This is a genomic window from Pseudomonas sp. ICMP 3272 (genome assembly GCF_001466905.1).
Lineage (GTDB): Bacteria > Pseudomonadota > Gammaproteobacteria > Pseudomonadales > Pseudomonadaceae > Aquipseudomonas > Aquipseudomonas amygdali.
On record NZ_LKEK01000051.1, the window covers coordinates 40,196 to 63,076 of the forward strand.

Below are 22,881 nucleotides of genomic sequence, written 5' to 3' on the forward strand. Positions count from 1 at the left end.
AGTTCGCTATGGCCATCGCCGTGCCCCTGACTGAAGGCGCCAGCCCTAACTTGAAGCAACGTCTCGCTCGCGCCGAGCGGGTCAACCGCTGGAAGGCTCAGGCACTGATCGCGCCGTTGGTGATTTTCCTGTTGTTGGTGTTTCTGGTGCCCATCGCCGCGCTGCTCTACAAGAGCGTTGGCAACCCGGAAGTCGTGACTGCACTGCCGACCACTGTGGTCGAAGTGCAAAAGTGGGATGGAAAAGGGCTGCCGCCCGAGTCGGTCTACAAGGCAATGAGCCTGGACCTGGCCGAAACACGCAAGAATTCCACGCTGGGCGATCTGTCCAAGCGTCTGAACATGGAACTGGCCGGTTATCGCAGCCTGCTGAGCAAGACCGCTCGCGCGTTGCCGTTCAAGACTGAACCGGCCTCTTATAAAGAAGCGCTCGAAGCATTGGACGAGCGCTGGGGCGACCCGGCGTACTGGCAGGCGGTGCGCCGCAATACCAGCAGTGTTACGCCGTATTACCTGCTGGCGGCGGTAGACCATCGTATCGATGACCTCGGCGAAGTCGCGCCTGCAACCCCGGATCAGTCGATCTATCTGGATATCTTCGCCCGCACCTTCTGGATGGGCCTGGTGATTACCGCGATCTGCCTGGTGCTGGCTTATCCGCTGGCTTACCTGCTGGCCAGCCTGCCTGCGCGGCAGAGCAACCTGCTGATGATTCTGGTGCTGTTGCCGTTCTGGACCTCGATTCTGGTGCGGGTGGCTGCCTGGATTGTGTTGCTGCAGTCGAGCGGTCTGATCAACAGCGCGTTGCTGGCGATGGGCATCATCGATAAGCCGCTGGAGCTGGTCTTCAATCGGGTGGGCGTATACATCTCGATGGTGCACATCATGCTGCCGTTCATGATCCTGCCGATCTACAGCGTGATGAAGAACATCTCCCCGACCTACATGCGTGCCGCCATTTCGCTGGGCTGCCATCCGTTCACCAGTTTTTGGCGCGTGTACTTCCCGCAGACCTACGCCGGGATCGGTGCTGGGTGTCTGCTGGTGTTCATTCTGTCGATCGGCTACTACATCACCCCGGCCTTGCTGGGCAGCCCGAACGACCAGATGGTCAGCTACTTCGTCGCCTTCTATACCAACACCAGCATCAACTGGGGCATGGCCACCGCGCTCGGCGGGTTACTGCTCTTGGCGACCATCGTGCTGTACCTGATTTATAGCTGGCTGGTCGGCGCCAGCCGCCTGCGTCTGAGCTGAGGAGTGTCACCATGTTGAACCCCTACACATCGCCGATCGAACGCATCTGGTATTACGCCTTGCGCATCATCTGTGCGCTGGTGCTGCTCTTTCTCGTGTTACCGGTGCTGGTCATCGTGCCGTTGTCGTTCAATTCAGGCAGCTTTCTGGTCTATCCGCTGCAAGGGTTCTCGTTGCAGTGGTATCAGGACTTCTTCAACTCAGCCGAGTGGATGCGCGCACTGAAGAACAGCATGATCGTTGCCCCGGCCGCGACCCTGCTGGCGATGGGCTTCGGCACGCTGGCAGCGATCGGCCTGACCCGCGGCAACTTCCCCGGCAAGGCGCTGGTCATGGCCTTGGTGATTTCGCCGATGGTGGTGCCGGTGGTGATCGTCGGTGTCGCCAGTTATCTGTTCTTCGCGCCGCTGGGCCTGGGCAACAGCTACACCTCGCTGATTCTGGTCCATGCGGTGCTGGGTGTGCCATTCGTGATCATCACCGTGTCGGCTACCTTGCAGGGTTTCAATCACAATCTGGTGCGTGCGGCTGCAAGCCTTGGTGCCTCGCCACTGACCGCCTTCCGGCGCGTGACCCTGCCACTGATTGCGCCGGGGGTGATTTCCGGCGCGCTGTTCGCTTTCGCGACCTCGTTCGACGAAGTGGTGGTGACGCTGTTTCTCGCCGGACCGGAGCAGGCGACCTTGCCTCGGCAGATGTTCAGCGGCATTCGCGAAAACCTCAGCCCTACCATCGCTGCCGCCGCGACATTGCTGATCGGCTTTTCGGTGGTGTTGCTGCTGGTGCTGGAGTGGTTACGCGGGCGCAGTGAAAAACTCCGAACAGCTCAATAACCGGGCGCAGCAAGTTTCAATCTGCCAGCCAAGGCGAATCCATTGGCGTGCAGCTTGAGGCTTACCGCTCCAGGCGAAGCTTGGCGTACAATCCGCGCACCGTGATTCTGCTCAAACAGGTGCGTCATGCAGCCCTTCGTTATTGCCCCATCGATTCTTTCCGCTGACTTCGCCCGTCTGGGCGAGGAAGTCGACAACGTGCTGTCCAGCGGCGCCGACTTTGTCCACTTCGATGTGATGGACAATCACTACGTCCCGAACCTGACCATTGGTCCGATGGTGTGCAGCGCGTTGCGCAAATATGGCGTTACTGCACCGATCGATGTGCATTTGATGGTCAGCCCGGTGGATCGCATCATCGGGGATTTCATCGAGGCAGGTGCTACCTACATTACTTTTCATCCGGAAGCGACTCAGCACATCGACCGTTCGTTGCAACTGATCCGTGAAGGCGGTTGCAAGGCAGGTCTGGTGTTCAACCCGGCCACGCCGTTGAACCTGCTGGAGTACGTGATGGACAAGGTCGACATGATCCTGCTCATGAGCGTCAACCCGGGTTTCGGCGGGCAGAAGTTCATTCCCGGTACGCTTAACAAGCTGCGCGAGGCTCGCGCCTTGATCGATGCTTCCGGACGCGACATCCGTCTGGAAATCGACGGTGGCGTAAACGTCAATAACATCCGTGAGATCGCAGCGGCAGGTGCTGATACCTTCGTTGCCGGTTCGGCCATTTTCAACGCGCCGGACTACCGGGAAGTGATCGAGAAAATGCGTGCAGAACTGGCAGCATCCCGCGCATGAGCGGCTTTGAGCAGCTGTTTGCAGGCAAGTTGCCCAGGCTGATCATGTTCGACCTGGACGGGACCCTGGTGGACTCGGTCCCTGATCTGGCAGTAGCGGTGGATACCATGCTGGCTGAACTTGGCCGGCCAATAGCCGGGCTTGAGTCGGTCCGCGCCTGGGTCGGCAATGGCGCACCGGTGCTGGTACGCCGCGCGCTGGCCAACCACCTCGACCACAGTGGCGTCGATGATGAACTGGCTGAGCAGGGTCTGGAGATCTTCATGCGTGCCTACGCTCAGAAGCACGAGTTCACCGTGGTCTACCCCGGCGTGCGTGAAACCCTGAAATGGCTGCAGAAGATGGGCGTCGAAATGGCCCTCATCACCAACAAACCGGAGCGCTTTGTCGCGCCGTTGCTGGATGAGATGAAGCTGGGGCGTTTCTTTCGCTGGATCATCGGTGGCGATACCATGCCGCAGAAAAAACCTGACCCTGCCGCGCTGTTTTTTGTAATGAAAATGGCGGGTGTGCCTGCCTCGCAAGCACTGTTCGTGGGTGATTCACGCAGTGATGTACAGGCTGCCAAGGCGGCCGGTGTGGCCTGCGTCGCGTTGAGTTATGGCTACAACCATGGGCGGCCGATTGCCGAGGAAAACCCGGCGATGGTCATCGATGATCTGCGCAAACTGATTCCCGGTTGCCTGGACATGGACGCTGAGATACTGTTGCCCGACATCAAACGTCCCTCCTCAAGAGAATCCATCGTGGTGGTCACTCGCAAGCTCTGGATGAAAGTCATCAAGGCCCTGGCCCGCTGGCGTTGGCGCGCCTGACCTGATCCTGGCCAGCCTGCCGGCACGTTTGCCTGACTGACCGTTTTTCCTCAAACCACGAGGTTGCTCATGAACCGTGAAGAATTCCTGCGTTTGGCCGCTGAAGGCTACAACCGTATCCCGCTTGCCCGCGAAACCCTGGCCGACTTCGACACGCCGCTGTCGATCTACCTCAAGCTTGCCGATCAGCCCAACTCCTATTTGCTGGAGTCGGTTCAGGGCGGCGAGAAGTGGGGGCGTTATTCGATCATCGGCCTGCCATGCCGCACCGTGATGCGCGTTCATGGCCATCACGTCAGCGTGACCCACGATGGCGTCGAGATCGAAAGCCTGGATGTCGAAGACCCGCTGGACTTCGTCGAGACCTTTAAAGCGCGATACAACGTACCGACGATTGCCGGGCTGCCACGCTTCAACGGCGGGCTGGTGGGCTACTTTGGCTACGACTGTGTGCGCTATGTCGAGAAGCGTCTGGCCAACTGCCCGAATCCTGACCCGCTGGGCGTGCCGGATATCCTGTTGATGGTGTCTGACGCGGTCGTGGTGTTCGACAACCTGGCGGGCAAGATGCACGCCATCGTGCTGGTCGATCCGGCGCAACAGGATGCCTACGCACGTGGCGTTGCGCAGCTTGATGAACTGATGCATAAACTGCGTCAGCCGATCACTCCGCGTCGCGGGCTGGACCTGGACCGACCTCCGGCCGCCGACCCGGTGTTTCGTTCCAGCTTTACTCAGGGCGATTACGAGGCTGCGGTCGACACAATCAAGCAGTACATCCTCGCGGGCGACGTGATGCAGGTCGTCCCGTCACAGCGCATGTCCATCGATTTCAGCGCCGCGCCCATCGATCTGTATCGGGCACTGCGTTGCTTCAACCCGACGCCTTACATGTACTTCTTCAACTTCGGCGATTTCCATGTCGTCGGCAGTTCGCCGGAAGTGCTGGTGCGGGTCGAGGACAACCTGATCACGGTGCGTCCAATCGCCGGTACTCGCCCTCGCGGTGCCACCGAAGAGGCTGATCTTGCGCTGGAAGAAGACCTGCTGTCCGATCACAAGGAAATCGCCGAACACCTGATGCTCATCGATCTGGGCCGTAATGACGTTGGGCGGGTGTCCGAGATCGGTACGGTCAAACTGACCGAGAAGATGGTTATCGAGCGTTATTCCAACGTGATGCACATTGTTTCCAACGTCACCGGTCAACTGAAAAGCGGGCTGACGGCAATGGATGCACTGCGGGCGATTCTGCCGGCTGGCACGTTGTCTGGCGCACCGAAAATTCGCGCCATGGAAATCATCGACGAGCTGGAGCCGGTCAAGCGCGGCGTCTATGGCGGCGCGGTGGGGTATATGGCCTGGAATGGCAACATGGACACGGCCATCGCGATTCGTACTGCGGTGATCAAGAACGGTGAACTGCATGTACAGGCCGGTGGCGGTATCGTTGCCGACTCGGTGCCGGCACTGGAATGGGAAGAAACCCTGAACAAGCGCCGCGCCATGTTCCGTGCTGTAGCCCTGGCGTCGCAGCCTGCCGAGGGTTGAGCAGGCTTGCTGCTCTGGTAGTTAGATAGCTATCGTTCCTCATGCTCCAGCGTGGGAATGCCGTGGGTGACGCTCCGCGTCATAGATTTGCGCCGCGCTGCAGTTCTCAGGAGAGGACGCGGAGCGTCCAGAACGGCATGCGACGCGGAGCGTCGCACGATAGTCAGACCCCGAAAAAGCGCCACGTACGATAGTCGAGATCATCGTTCCTCACGCTCCAGCGTGGGAATGCCGTGGGTGACGCTCCGCGTCACAGATTTGCGCCGCGCCGCAGTTCTCAGGATAGGACGCGGAGCGTCCAGAACGGCATGCGACGCGGAGCGTCGCACGATAGTCAGACCCCGAAAAAGCGCCACGTACGATAGTCGAGATCATCGTTCCTCACGCTCCAGCGTGGGAATGCCGTGGGTGACGCTCCGCGTCACAGATTTGCGCCGCGCTGCAGTTCTCAGGATAGGACGCAGAGCGTCCAGAAAGGCATGCGACGCGGAGCGTCGCACGATAGTCAGACCCCGAAAAAGCGCCACGTACGATAGTTGAGATCATCGTTCCTCACGCTCCAGCGTGGGAATGCCGTGGGTGACGCTCCGCGTCACAGATTTGCGCCGCGCTGCAGTTCTCAGGATAGGACGCAGAGCGTCCAGAAAGGCATGCGACGCGGAGCGTCGCACGATAGTCAGACCCCGAAAAAGCGCCACGTACGATAGTTGAGATCATCGTTCCTCACGCTCCAGCGTGGGAATGCCGTGGGTGACGCTCCGCGTCACAGATTTGCGCCGCGCCGCAGTTCTCANAGCGTCCAGAACGGCATGCGACGCGGAGCGTCGCACGATAGTCAGGCCCCGAAAAAGCGCCACGCACGATAGTCAGACCCTGAAAAAGCGCCACGCACGATAGTCAGATTATCGTGCCTCACGCTCGCTCCTGCGGCCTGTCTAGAAACTCATACTCAACGCAACATTCACCCCTTGCTGGGTCACGTCGTCGTTCTTGCGCCAGTTGTAGTTGCCGCGCAGTGTCAGGTCTTGGGTCAGCTTCTGGCTGACGCCCAGCGTTGCCCGATTCAGGTCGCGTTGCGGTGTGTAACCTTCCAGCGTGAAACCCACTGACTGTACGCTGTTGAGCGCCATGGTCACGTCCTGCTGATCGGTCTCGAACTCCCTTTCATGGGCAACTTCTCCCCATACCTGCGTGCTCGGTGTCACCTGGAACTTGCCCTGCAGACCAACGCCTGCACGCCGCGACTTGCGGGTCTGATCACTGAAGGTCAGTGCCGTCGAGCGATCACCTTTTTCCGAGTAGCCATCGACATCGATATGCGCGTAGTCGGCGCTGACAAAAGGCGACAGATGCCAGCGGCTGGCAGCCCCCGCGATGTCGAAGCCGATTCGCCCGCTGGCCGCCCACATCTCGCCGTCGGTATCGCCTTTTTCCTGACCCTCGCTGACCCCCAGCGCGAACTTGCGCTCGGCATTTTCGTAATCAAGCTTGCCGCCCGACACCGCCAGATCACCCCACCAATGGTTGGCCTGATACTGCAGAAACGCGGTGGCGATGTAGCTGTTGAGTTTGTAGTCCGAGTCTCTTGGGCCGGCCTCAAGATTCTGGCGATAAGCCCCGGCAACAACACCGGTGCGCCAGTTTTCGGCAAACCGGTAGCTGCCGCCAATGGTCAGGTTATAGCCTCTTCCGTCAGCATTAGCCGAGCTGTCCTGCGCGTCGAAGTCCATTTTCTGACCGCCTGCCGAAAGCATGCTCTGCCACTGGCCGACACCTTGCCAGTTGCCCCAGTCGCTCAGCCACTGCGCGCGAATCTCGTCCTGATGCATCCGCAGCGTGCCATTGGCCATCTCCGGCAGCAGGGTTATTTCCCAAGGGGCCGAGAGCAGTGAATAGGCGTAGTCGGCCAGCAGTCGTTGTCCGGCTTCCGTCGGGTGGACGCGGTCGTTGAAAAATACCCGGCTCGGATTCGGCGTCGCGCTGGACCTGCCGTTGGCTGCGCTTTCTGTGCAGCTATTGCCGCTGAAACAGGTACTGACCAGATTCTCGTTGGGATCGAACCCGAAGCGTGCCGGTTCAGCGAGGACTTCATTGATCAGCAACGGAACATTCAGCGGAATGATCTGGGCATTGATCTGTGCCAGTCGGCTGACCAGTTGCTGATTGAAGCCCGCGCTGAGTGCGGAGGTCGCCGAAGCCAGTGGCGAACCGCTCAAGGCTGGCGTTTTACCGATATCGGGCAGCAACCAGACCATGATGTAGCGTGCACCGGCCTGTTGCAGGGCTTGCGCGCTGTCAGCCAACTGGTTGGCGGCTTGCACGGCGCTGCTGGCACTCACCACACGACCCTGCAGGAAGTCGTTGCCGCCTCCGGTCAGGTAATAAAGGGCATTGGGGTCGGCACGAAAACCGTTGGCGGGCAGGTAGCCGGTCCGGCTGCGCAGCAGTGTGCCGGTGTTCGGGTCGACAACGGTGGATTGCGAGTTGATCGATTCAAGAATCTGGTCGGTCCGATAACCGCCGACTGCCCAGTTATTGCCATCGGGTGCTCCCAGCGCAGCATTGACTGGCGACGTGGAGGCCGCCAGATCTCCTGCCGGAACACCGAGCATTCTGCCAATCAGCGTCGATGAGTTCAGATTGAACACTTCACCGCTGCCGTCCTGATACGTGGGGCCGACACGATTGGTGAACCTTAACGTGGAGCCCCTGGGCCCGGCGGTATCCGGAAACTGCCCGGCATCGGCCAGACTGTCACCGAACACCACCATGGTCGAATAGGGCGCGGCAGCAGCGGTGCCGCAGGCAAGCGATAACAGGCAGGCCGCGAAGGGCCAGCGCCTTGATGTCTTGTTCATGAACGGATCCCGGTTATTTTTGTTTTGTACCGGAAACGTAGCAAGATTTTTCATGACTGCAAAGTTCGATGAACATTATCGCGCTGCGGCGGTGTTTTTTTGACCTCAGGCAGCCCTGTTGGTCACGATGGCGCTCAGGTAGTTGGCCAGGTCATGCAGGTACACGAAGGGGTGACCCTGACGACTGCCGCCTGTGCGGCTGACTTTCAAGTCGATGCGTCCTGCGTTGATCTTGCGCAGCAGATTTCTGTCGTTCGACAGGTGCGAAAAATAACGCTCTCGGACGGCGCTCAGTGAAGGGCACGGCGTGGCGAATTCTTTGCGAAGTTGATCCAGTATTTCGTTCATTCCATGACTCCCTGTGGCTTGTATGTGAGTACCCGCGAGATGGGGTGCAAACAAACAATACGATATGTAGCGCGTCGTAACAATACAGTTTGTATTTTAAATACGTTCTGTATCATTTTCTTCACAGGGAATCGATGTACCAGGACACGTGGGCAGTGCCGTTTTCAGGGTTGCGGGTCACGGTGATGCCCTCGGCTTCGCTGATCAGGTCCACGATGTGCTCCCAATGGGCAACGGATTCGCCAGGCTCTCTGATCAGGAGCACCTGATGCTCGATCTGAGCCTTGTGGCTGGCAATAGCGTCCTGAATACGTTGTGCCAGGGCCAGGTAAGCATCGTGTTGCGAATGGTCGAGGGACGGATTAAGCATGCGTGAACTCCTTTTTACTGTATGCGCATACAGTAATTGAGAGGTGTTTCCCACGCAAGCTGCAAATGTTTCCGACATCATCGATTGTCAGGTGGGAAACGGCGCACATAAAAAAGCCCCGGCTATCGGGGCTTGGGCGAGGCATTGGGGGTCACAGGCGCATTGTCATCTGTCTGATGACGCCAATCAGCTTGCATTCTTCTGTCACTGCAAGGATGGGGTAGGCGGGGTTAAGTGGCTTGAGAAAATAGCGCCCGGCGTCTTCGACCAGTTTTTTGAACGTGGCTTCATTGCTTTCCGGCAGCTTGGCGATGACCAGCTTCCCGGCAGTGGGCTCGATTCCGGTATCGACCAGAATCAGCATGCCCTCTGGAATGCTCTGGCCTGCGGGCGCAGTCATCGAGTCGCCTCGCACGACCAGCCAGAAGGCACGGCCCTTGGCTTTGTAGTCGCTGATCTCGAAGGTGTCCGAATAGCCGGCAGGGTAGGGCTCGACGGCTTCACTCCAGCCACCGGCCTCAACCCAGCTTATGACCGGATAGCGATAGAAACGCGAGGGCTGCACCGTGGGTTCCACGTTGTGCATGCCGGGTTCGCTGGCCGGAATGGAGGTGGTCAGAATCGGCAAGCCGAGCTCGGTCAGGAATCGATTGATAACCTCGATCTTCGGCTCACGCTTGCCATTCAGCCAATGCCCCACCGCGCCGGGCGTCACGCCCATGCGCTCAGCCATCTCTTCCTGGCTGATCTGCTGGGTTTCCATGACCTGTCTTGCGACTTCATACCATTTTCTGTTCATGCGTCGAATCATACAGGCTGTAGGGTGTTGAGCAATATACATAATGTAATGCTTCGTTGTGTCGTAAAAATACAAAATGTATTGTGAGGCCTTGGCTGTGTCTGGCGGAAGAAGCCGGGCGCAGTTTTCAGAAAGATCCTACAGGAGAGACACGATGATCGAAAAAGTAGAAGCGGTGATGCAGCACTGGGGCGAGCAACGCATGCGCATTGGCCTGGGCGGCGGACTGAGCAGCCCGATGGCTGGGATCATGGAATGGGGCGCGTACATTCCGCGCCGCACACCCGGCTCGCGCGCACTGGTGGGTAATGGCAGCGGCCTGGACTATATAAGCAGTGAAGTCGAGGCGGCTGTGGCGCAGCTTTCGCGCAGCCCTGCAAAGAGCCGCGGGCCTGAACTGGCGCAACTGGCGACGTTGCGTTATGTCGAGTCGTTGCCGGTGCGCGAGCAGATGCGTCTGGTGGGCATCAATGAAGGCGCAGACCGCACCTATCGCAACTGGATCAACAAGCTTCACCAGCAAGTGCTGGCGATTCTCGCTGAGCGCAGCGCTTCCAGAAGCAACAACGCCGTCGCCGACAAGACTGCCCAAGGGTAAATGAAGACACGGTTTCACGCCGTTTATCCGGGTCGATTGCACAGCTGTGGCCGAACTCGTGTTGAACTCCGGTCAAACTCGACCCACCCCGAAACTGCCCCTTCCCAGGCTTTCCGGAGGGGGGTAAAAAGGTCCCACGATATGCGATTTGCGCCTCAGGGCAGCAGCCGGAAACAGGCTGATCAACAGCCACAACCGGTCACTCGCGACCCATCTCAAACCCCGCCTCGGCGGGGTTTTTTATTGGGCCAGGCACACGGAGGCCAGTGCACATGTTGAAGGACTATCGATGCGGGCAGTGCAAGAAGCTGCTGGCCCGCATGGGTGAGTACACAGAGCTCCAGATCAAATGTTCCCGCTGCGGAACGTTGAATCATGTGAAGGCCGCGAGCCTCGAGTTATCGCCGTTGAGCGACATAAAAGCGGAATCTTCCGCCAACAATCATTTAACTCAAAAGGTGAACTAATGCCCGCTTATTACCCGAAACATACTGATTCTTTCGTTCAGGTCGGAGCATCCAAGATGCCTGCTCTGCAGACTCTGGTTCAGGGCCAATACCTTCTTTCTCCAAATGGAAAATATCAACTTCTTTTACAAGACGATGCGAATCTGGCGATTTACGACCGAGAGACCGGAAAAGCTGTTTGGATCGCTGACGGCAATCAGCAGTACAGTCAGACGGTGGCACTTGAGGGGCCTATTGGCATGCATTTGCTCACGAACGGGAATATTTACCTGTACGACCCGATAAGAGGCCGGGTGTGGTCCACGAGGAACCTGTATGACGCAATCGAGCGTACTCAGCTTTCAATCCAGGATGACGGCAACCTTGTTGTTCTTGATATTCGAGCGTTGTGGTCGAGTAACGGCAGGCTTGCGTTCACGCCCGGCGCATTTGACGCAAAAGTCCTCAACGCTGATCAGTCGATGCAAATTGCCGTTCCGTATCCTGCTGGCGAGTTCAAGCTCATCTTCCAGGCTGATGGCAATCTTGTTGTATACGATCGAGATATGAAGGCGGTATGGAACGCGGGTACGCATAACAAGGGCGCTACCCGGGCTGTCATGCAGTCGGATGGCAATTTTGTCATCTACACCGATGCTGGTGTAGCGATCTGGAATACAGGTACCCAGGGAAACCCGGGTGCCTACGCTCAGATCCAGTCGAACGGTGCGTTTGTCATTGTTCAGGACAAGCCGGTCTGGGCGCGTTTCGGGTGGGCTCCTGAACCAGTCCGACCTCCACGCCGCGTATTTTATCCAGACCACAGCACCGGCCCGCTTCCGCTCTTTGGTGGTGTCGGCTGGGATTTCTAACTGACGATCACCTATCCACCACCCAGCTGATCTGCCTGGGTGGCGGATATTCGTTGGTCTGTCTTTGACGAGAAGTATCTTCGGGCAGGGTACTTATCCATTGCCCGGTCTATCTATACGAGATGCATAACTCAGTAATGATGAGTTATTTAAGCCGCTTTTACTGCCTTTCGCTATTTGAGAATAACTACAGTCAATGCCGCCATGAGCGGAATCTGAATTAATGGAGCACCAATGGACCCAACCGACCTAGGCCCAGGCACAGCTACCTGGCTGGGCGGCACGGGCACAATTCTGCTTGGCGGCTTTCTATGGCTGCGCAAGTTTCTTTCCAGAGATGCGACAGACCGGGCGATGGACAACGCGGACATCGGTACGGTGCGCCGCCTCAATGAACTGCTCGACTCCGAGCGCCAGGCGCGCAAGGAAGCTGAAGCGCGGGCTGATCAGTTCGCCAAGGAGCGCAACGAGCTCGCCGCAGCGGTTGGGCGGATGGAGGGCAAGATCGAAGCCCTCACCAGCCACATCGTTCAACTCACCGACAAGGTCACCACGCAAAGCGCCGAAATAGCCCGGCTGCGATCCCAACTCGGAGGTGCAAACGATGCACAGATGCGCAATTGATTTCATCGCTCGCCATTGGTGGCGGCGCCTGGAGGTCTGGCTGATTTCCGTGCTGCTGATCGCTGGCTGCCTGATGCTCGGTTTTCAGGCCGGGCAGTGGTCGGCGAATGCCGAGCATACGCAGCAGCTGGCCGAGGTTCGCGATGCCTACGACGCAGCACTGGGCAAGCGCGACCGGCGCCTGGACAGGCTGGCCGAAACCACCACCCAGGCGGCAGACAAGGTCGAGAGTGCTGCATCAATTGCCAGTCAGGCCGCTCACACGGCCAGCCGTGCTGCAGACAAGGCGGATGAGGCGCTGGGCAAGGCGAACCAGTAGGCATTCCTCACGCCGGATCAACCTTCAACACACGCGGAACCCCTTATGAAGATAACTCCGATAGTTGCCCATTTGCAGGCGACCTGCCCCAGCTTTGCCGGACGAATCAGTGCCGGTATCGACTGGGCTGCCGTCGCTCTGGGCGATCAGCTCGCTCACCCGTCGGCTTACGTGATTGCCACGGGCGATCAGTCCACCGCCAACGATTTGCAGAACGTCATTCGCCAGAACATCACCGACCGGATTGACGTGGTGGTGGTGCTTGATGGCGGTGACAAGCGTGGCCAGGAAGCCAGTGAGCAACTGCACACCCTGCGCGCTGAACTGTGGCGGGCGCTGGTGGGCTGGAACCCGGATCGCGATTACGACGCGATGCAATACACCGGTGGTGCGTTGGTGCAGATCAGCGGCGACCGGGTGACGTATCGCTTCGGGTTTGCAGCGCAGTTTCAACTGGGCCGCAACACCTCCGATCAGCCCGCCGAAACCTGGCATGAAGCGTATCTGGATGGTTTGCCCGGCTTTACCGGTGCCACCCTCGAGATGGACTGCGTTGACCCCGCAGATCCGAATCTGAAAACCCCCGGCCCTGATGGCCGTATCGAAGCGAAATTCACAGCAGAGGTAACCCCATGACTCAACGCATCACTGTAGTACCGGCCGAGGGCCGCACTGTGCCGGATCCGGAGGCGGGCGATTTGCTGCCCGTCGAAGGCCGGCAGGTGACCTTCAACGCCTGGTGGCAGCGTCGTCAGAACGACGGCGACATCACCCTTCAAACCGAGCAATCCACCACCACCCAACAAGCCTTCACGGCTTAACCAAGAGGAAGCCAAACAATGGCTATCAGCTTTAACAACATTCCATCCGATGTTCGCGTGCCGCTGTTTTATGCGGAGATGGATAACTCGGCCGCCAACAGCGCGTCGGCCAGCATGCGTCGACTGATCGTTGCGCAGGTCAACGACGATGTGTCCGGCCCCGAACTGGGTTCTCTGGTGCTGGTGCCAAGCGTGGCGCTGGCGAAAAACATCGGCGGTCAGGGCTCCATGCTGGCCTCGATGTATGAAACCTGGCGCAAGGCGGACCCCACCGGCGAAGTCTGGTGCCTGCCGCTGCTCAATACCGAAGGCGCCAAGGCCGGCGCGAAAGTCACCCTCAGCGGGGCGGCGACCGAAGCCGGTCTGCTGAACCTGTATGTCGGCGGCATGCGAGTGCAGGCCACTGTCGTTAACGGCGCAACCGCTGCCCAAGCGGCCACGGCACTGTCGGTGAAGATCAATGCCACGCCTGACCTGCCGGTCACCGCGGCTGTCGAAGCGGGTGTGCTGACCCTTTCCTGCAAATGGAGCGGGGCGAGCGGCAATGACATCCAGCTGGAATTCAACCGCCAGGGCAAGACCAATGGTGAAGTCATTCCGGCTGGCCTGACGGCAGCAGTCACTGCCATGACCGGCGGCGTGGGTACGCCTGATCAGCTCAAGGCACTGGCTGCGCTGGGCGACGAACCGTTCGAGTTCCTGTGCATGCCGTGGACCGACACCGCCACGCTGGATGCCTGGAAAGCGGCGATGGATGACAGCACCGGTCGCTGGAGCTGGGCGCGTCAGTTGTACGGCCACGTTTACACCGCCAAGCGCGGCACGGTCGGTACGCTGGTGGCTGCAGGTCAACTGCGCAACGATCAGCACATCACCCTGCAGGGTGTCGAAAACGGTGTGCCGCAACCTGTCTGGCTGCAAGCCGCTGCCCTGGCTGCACGCACGGCGGTGTTCATCTCTGCCGACGCCAGCCGTCCGACCCAGAGCGGCACCATGCCTGGCATCGATCCGGCGCCGGCCAGTCAGCGTTTCACCCTGACCGAGCGTGAGTCGCTGTTGCGTTACGGCATCGCCACGGCGTACTACGAAGGCGGTTACGTGCGCATTCAGCGTTCGATCACCACCTATCAGAAGAACGCTTACGGCCAGGCTGACAACTCGTACCTGGACAGCGAAACCATGCACCAGTCGGCGTTTATCATCCGTCGTCTGCAAGGCATCATCACCAGCAAGTACGGCCGCCACAAGCTGGCCAACGATGGCACGCGCTTCGGTGCCGGCCAGCCGATCATCACGCCGAGCACCATCCGTGGCGAGTTGATTGCGCAATACGCACGTCTTGAAGAAGAGGGTCATGTGGAGAACGCCGAAACGTTCGCCCAGCACCTGATCGTCGAGCGTGACGGCAATGACCCAAGCCGCGTGAACGTGATGTTCCCGCCTGACTACATCAACGGCCTGCGCGTGTTCGCGCTGCTCAACCAGTTCCGCTTGCAGTACGACGAAGCGGCATAAGCCTAACCAACCCTTTCAAGCCCGCCTCGTGCGGGTTTTTTCATTCTGGAGATAAACAACATGGGTCAGAAAGTTGCGGGTACCTGCTACATCAAAGTGGATGGCACCCAATTGACCATCAGCGGCGGCGGCGAAGCGCCTCTGATGAACATCAAGCGCGAGACCGTCGTGCCTGGTTACTACAAGGAAACCGAAAAGGCCGCCTGGTTGAAATTCACCGCCGTGCATACCGCGGATCTGCCGCTCAAGCTGCTCACTACCGGTGTGGATATGACCATCACCTGTGAGTTCAAGAACGGCAAGACCTACGTCCTGTCCGGCGCCTACCTGGTCGATGAGCCGAGCAGCAAGGCTGACGACGGCACCATCGAACTGCAATTCGACGGCAATCAGGGGAGCTGGCAATGAGTGAAGTCATCGACCTGGCCAGCCCGATCGAAGCGCACGGCGAAACCCTTTCGCAACTGACCTTCCGGCGCCCTACGACGCAGGAAGCGCGGGCTATCAAGGCCCTGCCGTACAGGATCGACAAGAACGAGGAAGTTTCCCTGGATCTGGACGTGGCGGCGAAGTACATCGCCGTCTGCGCCGGCATCCCGCCCTCGTCGGTCAATCAGATGGACCTGTGCGACATCAATACGTTGAGCTGGAAGGTTGCGAGTTTTTTCATGGCAGCGGCATCAGCAACCTTGAAGGACTGATCGCCGTCGTTTACGACCTCGCGTACTTCTGGAAGACCGATCCCGAACTGATGATGTCCAGGGAGCTGGACGTCATCACCGAATCGATCTTGCAGGCGCAACGCATCAACCAGATCCTGCAGGGGGAGTGATGGCAGACACTATCAGAACGCTGATTACCGGCGTCGACCAGCTGTCTCCAACGCTGGCAACTATCCGCAACAATGTCAAAGGCCTCGAGACCAGTCTGGGGGCCATAGACCTTGGCAAGGCAGTCACGGACAACGCTTTGGCGGGGCCTTTGATTGCCGGGGTAAAGGCAGCGATCGGTTTCGAGACCAGCATGGCCGGCGTGAAACGCTCGGTAAGCTTTGAAACACCGCAGCAGTTCCAGCAGATGGGGTCCGATATTCTGGATCTCAGTGAACGGCTGCCGGAAAGCGCCAATGGCATCGCGGCGATTGTTGCTGCCGGTGCCAAGGCCAATGTACCGCGTGAAGAACTGACCGGGTTTGCCAGCGATGCCGTGAAAATGGGTGTCGCATTCGATCAGACGGCGGCCGAGTCGGGCGACATGATGGCCTCGTGGCGCTCATCGTTCCAGATGACCCAACCGCAAGTCGCGGCGCTGTCCGAGAAGATCAACGTGCTCGGCGGCAACAACCTGGAAAAGAAAATCGCCACCATGGTGACTGCAATGGGCCCGCTTGGGCCGGTTGCGGGGATGGCCTCCGGGCAGCTGGCGGCAATGGGCGCCACGCTGGCCAGCGTCGATGTGCCGGCCGATGTGGCCGCCACCGGCATGAAGCGATTCATGCAGTCGTTGACCGAAGGTGGCGCGGCGAAAGCCGGGGCGTTCGAGGCGTTGCAGCTCGACGTCAATCAGCTGACCCAAGGCATGCAGAGTGACCCGTCCGGGACCATTGAAAAGGTTCTGACGGCGGTCTCCAGTGTTGACCCCGGCAAGCAGTCGGATGTCATCACGCAACTGTTCGGTGCCGAATCGCTGGGTGCTATTACGCCACTGCTGGCCAATCTGGATGTGCTCAGGTCCAACCTGGCCAAGGTCGGCGAGGGCGTGCAGAACAGCGGCACTATCGAGAAGGAATTCGCCGACAACTCCCAGACCACGGCCACGGCCATCAAAGAGATGACCAACCGTGTCGATCGTCTGGGCATCAATATCGGCAGTATGTTTCTGCCGGCGATGAACGAAGCAATGGCCGTGATCGGGCCGATGATTTCTCAGGTCGCCGCGCTGGCGGCCGAACACCCTGGCGTGATCAAGGGTGTGGTGGCCGCTGCGATTGCGTTCGGTGTATTGCAAGTTGCGGTCATGACCGCGACGACCGCCATGAGCGTACTTGGCGCGGTGATGGGCCTGTCACCGCTGGCCCTGATCGTGCGCGGCCTGGCGCTGGCGGCAGGTCTTCTGATTGCCAACTGGTCGACCGTCGCGCCTTATTTTCAAGCTGTCTGGGAAGCGATTCGTGGGCCGGCCATGGCGCTTTGGGACGTACTAAAGGCGGTATTCGCCTGGACGCCGCTCGGTATGATCGTCGCCAACTGGCAACCGCTGTCCGAGTTCTTTGCTGCGCTTTGGGACGTTATCAAGGCGCTGGCAAACCCGTTTTTCGACTTCCTGCAGACGCTGTTCGCCTGGACGCCGTTGGGCATGGTCGTGGCCAACTGGCAGCCAATCTCCGAGTACTTCGCCGGGCTATGGGAAACCATCAAGGCCGAGTCGCAGCCGTTTACCGATGTGCTGGCAACACTGTTCAGTTTTTCGCCGCTGGGCATGGTCATCGAGAATTGGCAGCCGATCAAAACCTGGTTCGCAGGTCTGTGGGCGGACATCAAGCCATTCATCGAACCGATCATGAGCTGGTTTGGTGGCGACACTGATAAGACCGTGCTGCAGAGGGCGACCGAGAAGGCCAATCAGTTCGCGGAAGAACAGCGGATACGCAATGCAGGGCCGGGCGGCGGGACCGGTGCGTTTCTGGCGGCCGGTGCCGTCGACAACGTTCGCATGAATCAGCAGTTGCTCAATCAGGCCACTGGCGTGCCGTCGACCAGCCAATTGCTCGGCGTACCCGCCCCACTGGTTCCCGGCAGCCTGTTGCTGCAGCAGGGCGCAGGCGGGGCCGGTCCGCGACTTGAAGGCGAGCTCAACATTCGCTTTGAAAACGCGCCGCCGGGCATGCGTGCCGGGCAAGTGCAAACCAACCAGCCGGGTTTGACGATATCGCCAAACGTCGGTTATCGAACCCTCGGCGCAGGAGCCGGATCATGAGTACATGGCGTGACAGCCTGCTGCCAGCGTCTTTTCGGGGCGTCGGTTTTTTCATTGAAAAAGCCGTCGTCCCGGCAGGCCGCAAGGGGCAGTTGCATGAGTTTCCACAGCGCGACGAGCCTTATTTCGAGTCGCTGGGCAAACAGTCGAAAGTTCATACGCTGACGGGGTTCATTGTCGGTCCCGACTGTTTCGAACAGCGAGACAAACTGCTTCAGGCGCTGGAGCAGGAAGGGGCTGGCGAGCTGGTGCATCCCTGGCTGGGTCGCGTGCAGGTTCAGGTTGGCGAGTGCGGCGTCACACACAACCTGAACGAAGGCGGGCTTGTCCGGCTGGACCTGAAGTTCTATCCGGCCAACCCGCTCAAGTTTCCGGTGTCCACGCTCAACACCCGGCGGCAGTTATTGGGCGCGTCCGAGAGCCTGCTGGACTCGGCGCTCAGGCGCTACCGTTCGGTGATGGCCACGGTGGACGCGGTGCGTATCAATATTCAGGCGCTACGCAGCACCCTGTCGGGTGTGTTCGCGACCATTCAGCGGCAGTTCGCACCGTTCATGGCGATCTATTCGGATGTCACCGCGCTGGTGCATTCGCTGGTCAACGCGCCGTTGACGGTCAGCACGCTGTTTACCACGTTCTTTGCCAGTTTCGATGGCGACAGTCGTCGAGCCAGAAGAGCGAACGGCACCAGCAGTATTGGCGGGGCGAGTACCGCAACGAATGTCGGGTCAGGTTCCGGTGGCTCGACAGGGGGCGGCTCAGGCAGCGGTTCCGCGAGTGGCAGTAACGGCACTGCTGCGAGCAGCACGACAGCAAGGTCCCGCAGCACTGGCGGCGTGTCCTCTGTTGAAACGGTCGATTACCGGTCAGTCATTTCCGAGGCCACACAACAGGCAGAGGCGGTGTCCGGTATCAATCTGGTCAGCCAGGGCAGCGGTCTTGATACCAGTATGACGGCTCAGGCCACTGCCAACCTGGTACAGGATGCGCTGTTGGTCAAGGTGGCGAGAATCGTCGCGAGCATGCCGATTGCGACGACGGTCACGCCGCTGAATGTGGTGCCCTCGCTTGATCAGCAGGTGACGCAAGCGCTGCAACGTGTGGATGTGCCGGTTGCCGATGACGTTATCGAACTGCGCGACACGCTGAGTTCGGCCATCTGGGAAGCGTCGTTGAAAGCCGACCCCGAACACTACCTGGCGCTGAACACTTTGCGTCAGGCCCTGGTCCGCCATCTCAATGCGGTGGCTGCGTCTGGGGTACGTCTGGTGGACATGAAGGTGTCCGAACCGCTGCCTGCGCTGGTGCTGGCCTATCGCCGATTCGGCGACGCCAGTCGGGCGCTGGAAATTGTGCAGCGCAACCGCCTTGCGCATCCTGGTTTCGTGCCGCCCGGCACGCTGAAGATCGCTCGGGAGTAACCCATGATCGACCCTAACGTTGTCACCCTGACGGTAGACAAGCACGACTATGCCGGTTGGAAATCGGTGGAAATATCTGCCGGGATCGAGCGTCAGGCCCGCAGCTTTGAGGTGAGTATTACCTGGCAGTGGCCGGGCACTGAAGTCGCGCATCCGATCACCCCCGGTGCCGCCTGCGAAGTGCGTATCGGCGGCGAGCTGATCCTGACCGGCTGGGTGTTTGCCGCGCCGGTCAGCTACGACGGCACGCAGGTCAAACTGACGATTTCCGGTCGCTCGAAAACCGCCGACCTCATTGACTGCTCGGCTATCAACAGGCCGAGCCAGTGGAAAGGCGTTGGGGTGCTGAAGATTGTCGAGGCATTGGCTGCTCCCTACAAGTTGACGGTAATCAGCGAAATACCGGAGACCTCGAAAATGGCAGATCACACCATCGAGCCGGCCGAAACCGTGTTCAAGTCCATTGACCGACTGTTGACCCTGTTCCGGATTTTTTCCACCGATGACGAGTACGGCAATGTGGTACTGGCCAGGCCGGGGAGTCGAGGGCAGAGCGCCGACGCGCTCGAGCTCGGCAAGAATGTACTCAGCGCCAGCATCGCCCGGGATTTTTCCGGACTCTTTTCCGAATACCGGGTGATTGGTCAGCAGACCGGTAATGACAAGACATTCGGCAAGGAAGCGTCGGAGGTGTCAGCCGAAGTCATCGACCTCAGGCATGACGACCCGGAGCATGAAAAACGTCTGCGTGTGCTGATCGTGCATGAGGACGCCCCGATCACTCCCGCGCTCGCCCTGAGTCGCGCCAATTGGGAGCGTGGTCAGCGGGCCGGCAAGGCACTGCTCACCACGTACAAGGTGCAGGGCTGGCGGCAGTCCAACGGCGCGCTTTGGCGGCACAACACCATGGTGCGGGTGATCGATCCGGTCATCGGTTTTACCAGCAGGAACATGCTGATTTCAGCGGTGACCTATTCCCTGACCGATAAAGGCACGATCACCACACTGGTGGTCGGTCCGCCTGAAGGTTTTCAGGCCGAGCCGGGTGACCCCAACAAGCGCAGCAAGGTGCAGGTCAATCAGGACGCTTACTCCTGGCTGCTGCCCATCGACGAGGAAACAACCTCATGAGCTTACTCAATCGCATGCTGGTGCGCGGCACGGTGGTGCTCGCCAGGGCCAGCAGCAAAATGCAGGCGCTGCAAATGCGCCTCACCGCCGGAGAGGTCAAGGATGACATGGAACACTTCGAACCCTACGGCTTCACCAGCAATCCGCTGGCTGGCGCCGAGGGCATTGCCGCCTTTATTGGCGGCGACCGATCACACGGGCTGCTGCTGGTGGTGGCTGATCGTCGTTATCGCCTCAAGGGCCTGGAGTCGGGCGAAGTGGCGATCTACACCGACGAGGGCGACAAGATTCACCTCAAGCGCGGCAAGGTCATCGACATTGAAACCGACACCTTGAACATCAAGGCGGCCGTAGCGGTGAACTTCGACACACCGCAGATCACCCAGACCGGAAAGATCGTGTCCCAGGGCGACCAGCTTGCCGCTGGCATCAGTCAGATCAGCCATCTGCATGGCGGTGTTCAGGCAGGTAACGGCCAGAGCGGACCGCCTGCTGGAGGTGCCGGATGATTATTGAAGGCTCTCTGCAGGCGTCCTTGCTGCGCTCGGTGGTCATCAGCCTGTTCACCTGGCGTCGCGCCGAAGCGGACGATCCGTTCGACGATGCCGAACGTTTTGGCTGGTGGGGCGATACCTACCCGGCGCAGGCCAACGACCGTATCGGCTCCAGGCTGTGGCTGCTGCGCAGGGTCCGGCTCACTGCGCAGACCCAGCGCGACGCCGAGTTCTATGCGCGCGAAGCGCTTGCCTGGCTGATCGACGACGGTCAGGTCAGCAACATCAACATCCTTACCGAACAGGTTCAGAGCAATCGCCTGAACCTGGGCGTCGAGCTGGTCGTTTCGGACGGTCAGATCGTGCGCTTCAACCCTTCTGAACAGTGGCAGGTGATTTATGCCGTTTGAAACACCTACGTTACCGGCGCTGATCAACCGAACCCAGGTCGACCTCGCCGACGAAGCGCTGCGTCAGTCCGATGCCCGGGTACTGTCCCGTGCACACAGCGGTGCGGCCTACGGGCTGTACGGCTATCAGGACTGGATCGCCGACCAGATTCTGCCGGACACCGCCGACGAGGAGACCCTCGAGCGGCAAGCCATCCTGCGCCTGAGGCAGCCACGCAAGGTTGCCCAGGCCGCCACTGGCTCCGTGCGTTTTACCGCCGCTGCCGGTGCAGTGCTGGATGTCGACACGGTTCTGCAATTCACTGACGGGCGCTTCTATCGAGTGACAAAAGGCGTCACCACGGTTGCAGGCAACAACACAACCACGGTCGAAGCCGTGGATGCAGGCGTGCTTGGTAACGCAGATGCCGGTCTGGTCATGACTGCCGTGCAACCGGTCGAAGGCATCGACAGTACGTTCACCGTCATCGGCGACGGTCTGACTGGCGGCATCGCGCAGGAAAGTATCGAGTCGTTGCGTGCTCGTGTGGTGCGCTCCTACCGGGTCATTCCTCACGGCGGCAATCAGGACGACTACGTGACTTGGGCGCTGGAAGTGCCGGGCGTGACGCGCGCCTGGTGTGTGCGTCGCTTCATGGGGCCGGGCACGGTGGCAGTGTTCTTCATGCGTGACGATGAGGCTGACCCGATTCCTGACGCCGAGCAACTGGCTGCGGTGGCTGCTTACATAGAGCCGCTGCGTCCGGTTACTGCCGATGTATATGTGTTGGCGCCAGTGCAGAAGCCTGTGATCTACACGATCAGGCTCACGCCTGATAGCTCTGCCGTGCGATCAGCGGTTGAGGCTCAATTGCTGGACCTGCACAACCGTGAGGGCGGACTGGGCGAAACCCTGCTGCTGACGCACATCGCCGAGGCCATCAGCCGCGCGACCGGCGAAACCGATCATGTGCTGATTGCTCCTGTTGCCAATGTAGCCGCAGGCCCTAACCAGTTACTCACGTTCGGGGGCATTCAATGGTCGTCATAAGAACTGCCGAGCACTACGCCGGGCAATTGCAGGCGCTGTTGCCACCCGGGCCTGCGTGGGACCCGGAGCGCGTACCGGAATTGCAGCAGGTCATTACCGGCCTGTCCCGCGAGTTCGCGCGCATCGATGGCCGTGCGTTCGACCTGCTCAACGAGATGGACCCTGCAACCGTCAGTGAACTGGTACCGGACTGGGAGCGGGTCATGAACCTGCCGGATCCGTGCCTGGGGCTCAAACCCTTGTTCGCAGATCGACGCTTGTCAGTGCGCCAGCGGCTGGTGGCAACAGGAGGGCAGAACGCAGCGTTCTACATCGACATTGCCGTCAGCCAGGGCTACCCCGACGCCACCGTCACCGAATTTCGAGCGCCCCGTATGGGGCGTTCGCGTTTTGGCCAGGCGCACTTCGGCACCTGGAACGCGCAGTTCATGTGGACCCTGAACACCGGCGGTCGCCAGCGGCTGGGGCGGCGCTTCGGGGCCAGCTACTGGGGAGAGCGATTCGGGGTCAACCCCGGGCTCGCTATCGAATGTTTGATCCGTCGAGCTGCACCGGCGCATAGCGTCGAATTCGTTAACTTCAACTGAGGAACA

General features: G+C 59.8%; 26 protein-coding genes. 22 read left to right on the top strand and 4 right to left on the bottom strand.

Translation table 11 applies throughout. The features are described from left to right. Positions 1 to 8: 8 nt before the first annotated feature. From AO068_RS12875 to trpE, 5 genes are all read left to right on the top strand, one after another. The gene (locus tag AO068_RS12875; RefSeq protein ID WP_058408554.1) at positions 9 to 1,256 is read left to right on the top strand and encodes an ABC transporter permease; all 1,248 of its coding nucleotides are present in this window, start codon (positions 9 to 11) and stop codon (positions 1,254 to 1,256) included. 11 nt (positions 1,257 to 1,267) lie between these two features. Continuing rightward, complete coding sequence (locus AO068_RS12880) at positions 1,268 to 2,089, top strand: ABC transporter permease (protein WP_016982689.1); 822 nt, start codon at positions 1,268 to 1,270, stop codon at positions 2,087 to 2,089. 126 nt (positions 2,090 to 2,215) lie between these two features. After that, positions 2,216 to 2,890 (top strand): ribulose-phosphate 3-epimerase, encoded by a 675-nt coding sequence (gene rpe, locus AO068_RS12885; protein WP_005733270.1) that lies wholly within the window; start codon positions 2,216 to 2,218, stop codon positions 2,888 to 2,890. Continuing rightward, positions 2,887 to 3,705: a phosphoglycolate phosphatase gene (locus AO068_RS12890; RefSeq protein WP_058408555.1), complete on the top strand. Its 819-nt coding sequence runs from the start codon at positions 2,887 to 2,889 to the stop codon at positions 3,703 to 3,705. The genes rpe and AO068_RS12890 overlap by 4 nt, the downstream gene beginning before the upstream one ends. 69 nt (positions 3,706 to 3,774) lie before the next feature. Continuing rightward, positions 3,775 to 5,256: an anthranilate synthase component I gene (gene trpE / locus AO068_RS12895; protein ID WP_058408556.1), complete on the top strand. Its 1,482-nt coding sequence runs from the start codon at positions 3,775 to 3,777 to the stop codon at positions 5,254 to 5,256. A gap of 935 nt (positions 5,257 to 6,191) precedes the next feature. Here the strand turns inward: trpE and estP are convergent. The 4 genes from estP to AO068_RS12915 all read right to left on the bottom strand — a co-directional run bounded on the left by estP (position 6,192) and on the right by AO068_RS12915 (position 9,595). Continuing rightward, positions 6,192 to 8,114 carry an esterase EstP gene (gene estP, locus AO068_RS12900; RefSeq protein WP_058408557.1) on the bottom strand — a complete coding sequence of 641 codons (1,923 nt, stop codon included), beginning with the start codon at positions 8,112 to 8,114 and terminating at the stop codon, positions 6,192 to 6,194. A gap of 105 nt (positions 8,115 to 8,219) precedes the next feature. After that, on the bottom strand, positions 8,220 to 8,462 hold the full coding sequence (locus AO068_RS12905) for a pyocin activator PrtN family protein (protein ID WP_003316268.1): 243 nt from the start codon (positions 8,460 to 8,462) through the stop codon (positions 8,220 to 8,222). Positions 8,463 to 8,583: 121 nt separating this feature from the next. Continuing rightward, a complete protein-coding gene (locus AO068_RS12910; RefSeq protein ID WP_058408558.1) occupies positions 8,584 to 8,832 on the bottom strand; it encodes a DUF1654 domain-containing protein in 249 nt (82 codons plus the stop codon). 151 nt (positions 8,833 to 8,983) lie between these two features. Next, positions 8,984 to 9,595, bottom strand: a complete 612-nt coding sequence (locus AO068_RS12915) for a LexA family protein (RefSeq protein WP_058408559.1) — start codon at positions 9,593 to 9,595, stop codon at positions 8,984 to 8,986. Positions 9,596 to 9,785: 190 nt separating this feature from the next. Between AO068_RS12915 and AO068_RS12920 the strand changes: the two genes are divergently transcribed. From AO068_RS12920 to AO068_RS13000, 17 genes are all read left to right on the top strand, one after another. Then, positions 9,786 to 10,229, top strand: coding sequence for a hypothetical protein (locus AO068_RS12920; protein WP_058408560.1), 444 nt, complete (start codon positions 9,786 to 9,788; stop codon positions 10,227 to 10,229). Between the two features lie 272 nt (positions 10,230 to 10,501). Next, positions 10,502 to 10,696, top strand: a complete 195-nt coding sequence (locus AO068_RS12925) for a Com family DNA-binding transcriptional regulator (RefSeq protein ID WP_058408561.1) — start codon at positions 10,502 to 10,504, stop codon at positions 10,694 to 10,696. Beyond that, complete coding sequence (locus AO068_RS12930) at positions 10,696 to 11,547, top strand: putidacin L1 family lectin-like bacteriocin (protein ID WP_058402099.1); 852 nt, start codon at positions 10,696 to 10,698, stop codon at positions 11,545 to 11,547. The genes AO068_RS12925 and AO068_RS12930 overlap by 1 nt, the downstream gene beginning before the upstream one ends. A 234-nt stretch (positions 11,548 to 11,781) precedes the next feature. Continuing rightward, the gene (locus AO068_RS12935) at positions 11,782 to 12,171 is read left to right on the top strand and encodes a hypothetical protein (protein WP_003411734.1); all 390 of its coding nucleotides are present in this window, start codon (positions 11,782 to 11,784) and stop codon (positions 12,169 to 12,171) included. Further along, positions 12,152 to 12,490, top strand: coding sequence for a hypothetical protein (locus AO068_RS12940; RefSeq protein WP_058408562.1), 339 nt, complete (start codon positions 12,152 to 12,154; stop codon positions 12,488 to 12,490). Before AO068_RS12935 ends, AO068_RS12940 begins: the two co-directional genes overlap by 20 nt. Positions 12,491 to 12,535: 45 nt before the next feature. After that, positions 12,536 to 13,126 (top strand): phage tail terminator protein, encoded by a 591-nt coding sequence (locus AO068_RS12945; protein WP_058408563.1) that lies wholly within the window; start codon positions 12,536 to 12,538, stop codon positions 13,124 to 13,126. Then, a complete protein-coding gene (locus AO068_RS12950) occupies positions 13,123 to 13,311 on the top strand; it encodes a DUF2635 domain-containing protein (RefSeq protein WP_057455684.1) in 189 nt (62 codons plus the stop codon). Before AO068_RS12945 ends, AO068_RS12950 begins: the two co-directional genes overlap by 4 nt. 18 nt (positions 13,312 to 13,329) lie before the next feature. Next, on the top strand, positions 13,330 to 14,826 hold the full coding sequence (locus tag AO068_RS12955; RefSeq protein ID WP_058408564.1) for a phage tail sheath subtilisin-like domain-containing protein: 1,497 nt from the start codon (positions 13,330 to 13,332) through the stop codon (positions 14,824 to 14,826). 60 nt (positions 14,827 to 14,886) lie between these two features. After that, positions 14,887 to 15,234 (top strand): phage tail tube protein, encoded by a 348-nt coding sequence (locus AO068_RS12960; protein ID WP_003316279.1) that lies wholly within the window; start codon positions 14,887 to 14,889, stop codon positions 15,232 to 15,234. Next, the gene (locus AO068_RS12965) at positions 15,231 to 15,527 is read left to right on the top strand and encodes a phage tail assembly protein (RefSeq protein WP_016982695.1); all 297 of its coding nucleotides are present in this window, start codon (positions 15,231 to 15,233) and stop codon (positions 15,525 to 15,527) included. Before AO068_RS12960 ends, AO068_RS12965 begins: the two co-directional genes overlap by 4 nt. 130 nt (positions 15,528 to 15,657) lie before the next feature. After that, complete coding sequence (locus tag AO068_RS12970; RefSeq protein ID WP_058408565.1) at positions 15,658 to 17,802, top strand: phage tail tape measure protein; 2,145 nt, start codon at positions 15,658 to 15,660, stop codon at positions 17,800 to 17,802. After that, positions 17,799 to 19,223: a DNA circularization protein gene (locus AO068_RS12975; RefSeq protein WP_058408566.1), complete on the top strand. Its 1,425-nt coding sequence runs from the start codon at positions 17,799 to 17,801 to the stop codon at positions 19,221 to 19,223. Before AO068_RS12970 ends, AO068_RS12975 begins: the two co-directional genes overlap by 4 nt. A 3-nt stretch (positions 19,224 to 19,226) precedes the next feature. Next, complete coding sequence (locus AO068_RS12980; protein WP_058408567.1) at positions 19,227 to 20,354, top strand: phage baseplate assembly protein; 1,128 nt, start codon at positions 19,227 to 19,229, stop codon at positions 20,352 to 20,354. Beyond that, a complete protein-coding gene (locus AO068_RS12985; RefSeq protein WP_058408568.1) occupies positions 20,351 to 20,863 on the top strand; it encodes a phage baseplate assembly protein V in 513 nt (170 codons plus the stop codon). Before AO068_RS12980 ends, AO068_RS12985 begins: the two co-directional genes overlap by 4 nt. Continuing rightward, a complete protein-coding gene (locus tag AO068_RS12990; RefSeq protein WP_005743973.1) occupies positions 20,860 to 21,258 on the top strand; it encodes a phage GP46 family protein in 399 nt (132 codons plus the stop codon). The genes AO068_RS12985 and AO068_RS12990 overlap by 4 nt, the downstream gene beginning before the upstream one ends. Then, positions 21,248 to 22,288: a baseplate J/gp47 family protein gene (locus tag AO068_RS12995; protein WP_058408569.1), complete on the top strand. Its 1,041-nt coding sequence runs from the start codon at positions 21,248 to 21,250 to the stop codon at positions 22,286 to 22,288. The genes AO068_RS12990 and AO068_RS12995 overlap by 11 nt, the downstream gene beginning before the upstream one ends. Beyond that, positions 22,276 to 22,875, top strand: coding sequence for a YmfQ family protein (locus AO068_RS13000; RefSeq protein WP_058408570.1), 600 nt, complete (start codon positions 22,276 to 22,278; stop codon positions 22,873 to 22,875). Before AO068_RS12995 ends, AO068_RS13000 begins: the two co-directional genes overlap by 13 nt. Positions 22,876 to 22,881: the final 6 nt, after the last annotated feature.